The organism is Hymenobacter amundsenii (assembly GCF_002204745.1).
Classification (GTDB): Bacteria; Bacteroidota; Bacteroidia; order Cytophagales; family Hymenobacteraceae; genus Hymenobacter; species Hymenobacter amundsenii.
The window spans coordinates 1-4,850 of the sequence record NZ_NIRR01000077.1 but is presented as its reverse complement, the minus strand read 5'-3'; the positions used below and the strand labels follow the sequence as shown (position 1 = coordinate 4,850).

General features: G+C 62.8%; 4 protein-coding genes. 1 reads left to right on the top strand and 3 read right to left on the bottom strand.

The window, feature by feature from the left end; genetic code table 11:
* Positions 1 to 322: 322 nt before the first annotated feature.
* A complete protein-coding gene (locus CDA63_RS19810) occupies positions 323 to 3,085 on the top strand; it encodes a cyclic nucleotide-binding domain-containing protein (protein WP_088466187.1) in 2,763 nt (920 codons plus the stop codon).
* Positions 3,086 to 3,140: 55 nt separating this feature from the next.
* Here the strand turns inward: CDA63_RS19810 and CDA63_RS19805 are convergent, their stop codons facing one another.
* The 3 genes from CDA63_RS19805 to CDA63_RS21685 form a co-directional block, all read right to left on the bottom strand.
* A complete protein-coding gene (locus CDA63_RS19805; protein ID WP_088466186.1) occupies positions 3,141 to 4,187 on the bottom strand; it encodes an adenylate/guanylate cyclase domain-containing protein in 1,047 nt (348 codons plus the stop codon).
* A 109-nt stretch (positions 4,188 to 4,296) separates the two neighbouring features.
* A complete protein-coding gene (locus CDA63_RS19800; RefSeq protein WP_088466185.1) occupies positions 4,297 to 4,680 on the bottom strand; it encodes a response regulator in 384 nt (127 codons plus the stop codon).
* Positions 4,681 to 4,693: 13 nt separating this feature from the next.
* The coding region (locus CDA63_RS21685; protein ID WP_133074295.1) for an ATP-binding protein at positions 4,694 to 4,850 on the bottom strand (157 nt) is incomplete at its 5' end.

Genomic DNA, 4,850 nt, shown 5'->3' with positions numbered 1-4,850 from the left:
ACGAACCCAACGGCCAAAAGTAATGAGGCGGTCGGCTGGGTTGTGAATAGTACTCAGCACCATCGCCCTGCCCTCAGTTCCGGCAAACCAGGTTATGCAGAACCGGCCGTTTCGGGTACGGCGCGTTTCTGCTGGTGAACTACCGGCGCGTTACCAGCGGACAGTAGGTAGGCCGTAATTTGCCGGCCACAGAGTGAGGCTCCGGTCGGAAAAGTTCGTGGCCACTGCCTTTGGGTGACGGGTTCCTTGTAGTTTGGCTCGCGCAAGCGGTAATTTGCCCCCAACTGCTCTTAACCCAAAGCCCAAAGAACACAATAGCTACATGACCTTACTTGCCCGCTGGCAGCAATTACTGGACATCCGGCCGGAGGAGGGCCGCTCGGTGGGGCTGTTCTTCCTGCACAACTTCCTGCTCGGCATCGGTACCATTCTGGTGTACGTGGCGGCCAACGTCATTCTGCTCGAAAACCACCCCGAAACCAGCCTGCCGCTGGCCTACGGGGTGTCGGCGCTGGCTATGCTGGGGGCCGGGCAGGTGTATGCCCACTACGAGCACCACCTGGGGCTGCAACGGGTGGCGGTGCGGGTGTTACTGGCGGTGGTGGTCCTGATGGCCGTTATTGGGGTGCTGGTGGTTACCGGCGAGTCGGTGGCGGCGGCGGTAGCCATTATGGCCGGCTACCGCGTTATTTACCTGCTTACTAACCTCGAATTCTGGGGTGTGTCGGCGGTGGTGTTCGATGTGCGGCAGGGGCGGCGGCTGTTCAGCGTTATCAGCTCGGGCGATATGCCGGCCAAGGCCCTGGGGGCCGTGCTGGCCGTGCTGGTGCACCACCACACCGAGCTGCTGTGGCTGCTGCTGTTGGCGTTTGGAGCCTACGTGGGGGCCCTGCTGGTGGTGCGGGCCACTGGCCGCACGCATACCGTGGAGGTGCGCTCGGCCGCCCGCGCCCCCCGGCAGCAGGCCGTAGCCGCGCCCTTGCGGCGCTGGCTGGGCAGCAGCCGGCTGGTCCTGACGATGTGCCTGAGCATGTTGCTGATTGCCGCCGCTACCACTGGCATCGAGTACGCGTTTTTCATCAACGTGAAAGAGCGGTTTCACGACCAGGCCCTGGTGATGCGCTACGTGGGTACGGTGCTGGCGCTTACGTACTTGGTGGCCATGCTAGTGAAGCTGGTGGTAACCGGGCGGGCCCTCGACCGCCTGGGCGTGCGGCCGGTGCTGCTGGCCCTGCCCGCAGTGCTGCTGGCTGGGCTGGCCCTGTTCGGCATGCACGGCGAGCTGGGTAGCGCGGGACTGCTGCTATACCTATGCGGGCTGTTTCTGGTGCAGGAAGTGTTGCGCCGGGCCATTTTCGACCCGGTATTCCTGGTGCTGTTTCAGCCGCTGCCCGCCGCCGAGCGGTTGCAGGCCCACACCCTGGCCAAGGGCATCTACGAACCCCTGGGAATGGGGCTGGCAGGGCTGCTGCTGCTGTTGCTGCCGGGCGCGGGGCCGCTGGCCGGACTCAATTTTCTGTTTGGCTGGATGGCGCTGGCCGCCATTGGGGCCGGCCTGCTGCTTTACCACACCTACGGCCACTACCTGGCCGAGCTGCAACACGCCGTGGGCCGCCGGTTCGATGCCGCTCCGGGCGAAACCCTCGCGGCCGTGTTGCCCGCCACGCCCGATATGCCGGTTGCGGCGCAGTCCATCGTTACCCCAGTGGCACCCGTACGGCCATCCGTCAAGCTGCCTGCTGATGAGGCTGCCATAGAAGCCCTGGTGGCTGCCCTGGGCGCCAAAACCGCCCGCGCCGCTGCCACCGACCAGCTGCTGGCCCATGGCGCGGCGGCGTTACCGGTGCTAATCCGTACGCTCGAAACCAGCTCCGCCGGCCCCATTATCCGGCGCGTGGCCTACCTCTGCGGGCAGCTCCCGGTCGCGGCCAGTTGCCAGGCGCTAGTGGCCCTGGCCCGCCGGCCCGAGCTTACTTACCGCGAAGCCGCCCTCCGCGCTTTGCGCCACCACACCCCCGGGCTGGCTGCCGCGCCCGCCTTCCGGGAACTGGTAGGGCAGGAACTGCTGCTGGCCCGCGAGCTGCTGCTGGGCCAAGCCGAAATAGACCCGGGCGGCCCCCTGCACGAGGCCCTCGATTACGAGTTGCACCGCGTCGAGCAACGGCTGTTCGGGTTTTTGCAGCAGCTTTATCCAGCCCAGTCCATCCGCGACGCCCAGCGCCACGTGGCCCACGCGACCCGCGAACGGCAAGCCAACGCCCTCGAAATCCTCGACAACCTCATCGACCGGCCGACTTACCAAGGGCTGCAAACGCTGCTCGAAGTTGGGTTGCCAGCAACCAAAGCCGCCCGCCTGAACCGGCTGCTGCCCGCCGCCCCGGTGCCCGCGCCGCTGCTGGCCACCATCGTGGAGCGCGGCGAAACCACGTTCTCCGACTGGACGGTAAGCCTGGCCTTGGGCCAGTGGCCGGCAGACCATATCGATTTTCTGCTGCTGCTGCCCCACCTGCTTTCCGATAGCCGATTGTTGCGCGAAAGTGCCGTGGCCGCCTTGGCCCGCTGGGCCGAAAACCGGCCGGCGGCCTACCAGATTGCCCTTCGCCAGAACGTATTCTTAGCCGATTTACTCATGAACCACGCCGCCGCTATCGCCCACGTTTCTGCTGCCGCCCGGGTAGCCGTTTTGCAGCATACTGCCCTGTTTGCCGAAACGCCGCCCAACGTACTCAGCGCCATCGTGCCCATCATGCAGGAAGTAAGGTTTGCGGCCGAAGAACAGATTTTTGCCCAGGGCGACCTGGGAACGTCGCTGTTCATCGTCCACGAAGGCAGCGTGGGCATCTTCAGCGGCGCCCGGCAGCTAGCTACTTTCGGCCCCGGCGACTTCTTCGGCGAGCTGGCCCTGCTCGATACCGAGCCCCGCTCGGCCACCGCCCGCGCCCAAACGCCCACGCTCGCCTTCCGCCTCGACCAGGAGGACTTCTACGACGTGATGGAAGAACGCCCCGAAGTGCTCCGCAACATCTTGCGCGTGCTCTGCCAGCGCCTGAGAAGGCAGAATGAGGCCGGAGCGGTGAATAAGTGAGATGGTGAATCGGGGAGTGAGCGAACGATATTCTCACCAACTCACTCATCCACCATCAGGCTACTACCTCGTAAATCATTACCGGTTCTGCCTTGTTTTTGAAGACCACTTCCTGCAGCGGGCGGCACTGGAACGACTCCTTCAGGCGCAGGTAGGTGGCTTCCGTAATGACTACCTGGCCGGGTACCGCTACGGCCTGCAGGCGCTGGCTCACGTTCACGTTGTCGCCAATGACGGTATAATCGAGGCGTTTGAGTGAGGCCGAGCCAATGTTGCCCGAGACCATTTCGCCGGTGTTAATGCCAATGCTTACCTGGGGCTGGTAGAGCTTGCCATCGGGCAGTATGCTGTGGTGGCTCTGGAGGGCGGCGCGGGCGGCTAGGGCGGCATCTACGGCCCGGTCGAGGTGGTACTCGTTGCGGAAGACGGCCATAATGGCGTCGCCCATGAACTTATCAATGTAGCCGCCCTGGGCAATAATCTCCTTCACCATCAGGTCGAAGTAGCTATTAAGCATGGTCACGATTTCGGTAGGTGGCAACACTTCCGCCAGCGAGGTAAAACCACAGATATCGATAAAAACCACCGTGGCCTCTACTGTTTCGCTGGCCATTAGGGTGTTGGCAAACTCGGGCCGGCCCACGAAATTGAGCACGGTTTCATCGACGTACATGCGCAGCACGTTGTTTTCCTGGATGGCTCGTAGCGTCTGGCGCAGCGTCTGCACGTGGTGGGCCGTTTTTTCGATGGTCAGCTCCAGATCCTGAAAATCGACGGGCTTGGTCACGAAGTCGAACGCGCCCCGGTTCATGGCCGTGCGGATGTTGGGCATGTCGCCGTAGGCCGAAACCATCACGGTTTTAAGCACCGGGTTGGCTTCCTGGAGCTTGCTCAGCAGTTCCAGGCCATCCATCACCGGCATGTTGATGTCGGAGAGCACAATATCGAGGTCGGGGTGCTGGCCCAGCGCGTCGAGGGCCTGCTGGCCGTTGCCGGCAAACACGAACTCGTACGTATTCTCCCGGATTTTTCGCCGGAATTTCTGCTTGATGAGTAGCTCCAAATCAGCCTCGTCATCAACTACCAGAATCTTCGTTTTCATGGGCTGGGTGTGTTTTGGGGGATTGGGCAATCGGGCAGGCGGCTGAAGCAGTGGCCGAGCGTGTCGTAAGTAAAGCCCCACCGGCTCTGGCCGTTGCCTGCGCTTCCACCTACAGAAGCAGCAGCTTGTTTTTAAGGGCGGCGAAATCGACGGGTTTGGTGAGGAAGTCGCGGGCCCCCAAGGCCAGTGCCTGCTGGCGGCTGGCCTCGTCGCCGTAGGCCGTAATCATCATCACCTGGGGCGCGATGGGCGGGGGCGGGGCGGCGTACTCCTGCCGGATCTGGCGCAGTAACTCCAGCCCGCTCATGCCCGGCATGTTAATGTCGGACAGAATCAGGACTACTTCGGAGGGGTGCCCGTGCAGAAAATCCAGCGCTTCCTCGCCCGAGTAGGCAAAGGAAAACGTGAACGTACCGCTCCGGATTTCGCGCCGGAATCGTTGCTCGAACAGCGTCCGCACGTCCGGCTCATCGTCAACTACCAGTATTTTCATGTCTTAAAGATATCTAGTTGTTACTCCCCATGCGTCCCGGCAGTTCAATGATAAACTCGGTGCCTTCGTCGTCTTTGGTTTCGAGTTGAAGGGTGCCGTTGTGGCCCTTGATGATGATGTCGTAGCTGAGCGAGAGGCCCAGACCCGTGCCCTCGCCCGTGGGCTTGGTG

What these genes read in the sequence shown, in the direction of transcription:
- CDA63_RS19805 (WP_088466186.1), bottom strand. Translation starts at nt 4,187, where the DNA reads ATGAAAACGAAGATTCTGGTAGTTGATGACGAGGCTGATTTGGAGCTA.
- CDA63_RS19800 (WP_088466185.1), bottom strand. Translation starts at nt 4,680, where the DNA reads ATGAAAATACTGGTAGTTGACGATGAGCCGGACGTGCGGACGCTGTTC.
- CDA63_RS19810 (WP_088466187.1), top strand. Translation starts at nt 323, where the DNA reads ATGACCTTACTTGCCCGCTGGCAGCAATTACTGGACATCCGGCCGGAG.